The sequence below is a fragment of the Segeticoccus rhizosphaerae genome (genome assembly GCF_009192725.1).
Classification (GTDB): domain Bacteria; phylum Actinomycetota; class Actinomycetes; order Actinomycetales; family Dermatophilaceae; genus Segeticoccus; species Segeticoccus rhizosphaerae.
In genome coordinates this window covers 1-2,140 of sequence record NZ_VOHR01000471.1, presented here as the reverse complement: position 1 = coordinate 2,140, position 2,140 = coordinate 1, and the positions used below count along the sequence as shown (strand labels likewise).

At 72.4% G+C, this 2,140-nt stretch carries 4 protein-coding genes and 1 pseudogene; all 5 read left to right on the top strand.

The annotated features are described in order from the left end of the window. Positions 1-317, top strand: a 317-nt coding sequence (locus tag FRW57_RS23605) for a hypothetical protein (RefSeq protein WP_162529445.1), incomplete at its 5' end; no start/stop codon positions are given. 158 nt (positions 318-475) lie between these two features. Then, a complete protein-coding gene (locus FRW57_RS20725; RefSeq protein ID WP_152186949.1) occupies positions 476-781 on the top strand; it encodes a hypothetical protein in 306 nt (101 codons plus the stop codon). Between the two features lie 2 nt (positions 782-783). After that, the gene (locus FRW57_RS20720; protein ID WP_137122146.1) at positions 784-1,023 is read left to right on the top strand and encodes a DUF2249 domain-containing protein; all 240 of its coding nucleotides are present in this window, start codon (positions 784-786) and stop codon (positions 1,021-1,023) included. Between the two features lies 1 nt (position 1,024). Then, a complete protein-coding gene (locus FRW57_RS20715; RefSeq protein WP_238384734.1) occupies positions 1,025-1,447 on the top strand; it encodes a metal-sulfur cluster assembly factor in 423 nt (140 codons plus the stop codon). After that, a pseudogene (locus FRW57_RS20710) lies at positions 1,435-2,140 on the top strand (hypothetical protein); the annotation flags it as partial. The gene FRW57_RS20715 and the pseudogene FRW57_RS20710, both read left to right, overlap by 13 nt.

Genomic DNA, 2,140 nt, shown 5'->3' with positions numbered 1-2,140 from the left:
TGGCGCCCGCCACCCATCCGGCGCCTGCCCTGCCGGGCGACGCCACGGCATACGCCGACGATCTGGTCCGTGCCTGGGGCGCGGGGCGTCGCGCCGACGCTTCGCGCTATGCCACCAGCGGCGCGGTCCGGGCACTGTTCTCCCACGCAGACCCGGGCGGCAAGCACTGGAAGCGGGTCGGGGCGCAGGGTGCCGCCGGAACGATCTACGTCTCCTACCGCGACGAGGCCAGCGGCGACCGGGTGACCCTCGCGGTCGGCAACGCGGCCGTGGCCGAGCACCAGCGGCACGCGGTGCGCGAGGCTCGCTTCGGCTGAACCGTCCGGACCGTCCGGACCGTCCGGACCGTCCGGACCGAGTTTCGCCCGGGCCAGGGCGTGAGGGTGCCTCACCCAATAAACACGGGACACTTCGGATAAATCGGATCTAGCCTCAGCAGGTCAACAGCTTGGCGGCGTCACCGAGGAGGATCGGCATGGGCTCGCGGCTCGATCCCCGCTCACCGGACACCGCCAACAGCACGCCCGCAGGGACCCCGCCGGCCGACTCCGAGCGCCTCCTGCGGGTCCTGATCCGGGCCCTGCGTGGGCTCGGCGAGGCCGGGGACCCCGACCAGGCCAGCCGCCTCGCGGCCCGGGCCTGGTCGGAGGTCCGCCACTCGAACCCGGCCGCGGCAGAGCGGCTCAACGGCACGATGCACTACCTCGCGCGGCTGCCGGACCCGACGAACACCCCACACCTGGGCCACTCGGCCCCGGACCGCACACCGCAAGGAGACTGACCATGCCCGAAGCAGACCAGCAGCTCGACGTCCGCACCGAGCTCCCGGCCCGACGCCACCAGCTGATCTTCGAGACCTACCACGCACTCGACGCGGGCCAGGGCTTCGTGCTCGTCAACGACCACGACCCGAAGCCGCTGTACTACCAGTTCGCCGCGGAGCACGAGGGCCAGTTCAGCTGGGACTACCTCGAGGAGGGCCCGGAGACCTGGCGCGTTCGCATCGGCCGCGTCGCGGCCTGAGATGGCCTTCTGGACCCGTGAGCGCGGCGGGTCCCCGATCCCGCCATCGCCGGACCTCCCGGCGGGTGACGGCTCCAACGGGGCCACGCCGTTGTCGGTCAGCGGCTGGCTGCAGGACAAGCCGGACGTGCAGATGCTCCAGGACCTCCTGCACGGCGTCATCGATCCCGAGATCGGCGTCAACATCGTCGACCTCGGGCTCGTCTACGGCATCCGGGTCTCGTCCGACGGGGTCGCCCTCGTCCGGATGACCCTGACCACCCCCGGCTGCCCACTCAGCGCCTACATGGACGACGCCGTGCGCGGTGCCCTGTGGGGTGCCCCGGGAGTGAGCGACGTCGACCTGCAGATCATCTGGGAGCCGCCCTGGAGCACGGACATGATGAGCCATCGGGCCAAGCAGGAGCTCGGGTGGGAGCGGTGACCGTCCCGACCATCGGACTGACCACCAGCCGGGGCCGACGGGCCGGATGGGTGGCGCCGTTGATGATCGGCGCCGTCGTGATCCTGCTCGCCGCGCTCTGGTCCGGCCTGGTCCACCTCGGGCTGCCGCTGCCGAGCGGCGGCACCAGCCTGCACGAGGGCCACGGGCCGATGATGATCCTCGGCTTCCTCGGCACCGTCATCGCGCTCGAGCGCGCCGTCGCGCTGGGTGCCGCCTGGGCCTACCTCGGCCCGGCGGCCGCGGCGATCGGTGGTCTCGGCGTCCTCGTGGCGATCCCGGACGGCATACCGGCCCTGTTGGTCACCATCGGCGGTGTCGTGCTGGTCGCCGTCTTCGTGGCGATCGACCGGATCCAGCGCTCGCTGCACAACGTGGTGCTGGCCTCCGGGGCCGTGTGCTGGGTCGTCGCCGGCTGCCTGTGGCTCGCGGGGTGGGAGGTCTACCGGTTCCTGCCCTGGATGGCGGGCTTCCTCGTGCTCACCATCACCGGGGAGCGGCTCGAGCTGTCCCGACTGACCGGGTCGTCGACGCGAGCGCACCGGGTGTTCGCGGTGGCCGCCCTGGTCTTTGCGGCCGGACTGGTCGTCTCCACCGTCGCCGAGCAGACGGGCGTCCGGATCGCGGGCGTCGGCGCGCTCGCGCTGGCCGCCTGGCTGAGCCGCTACGACCTCG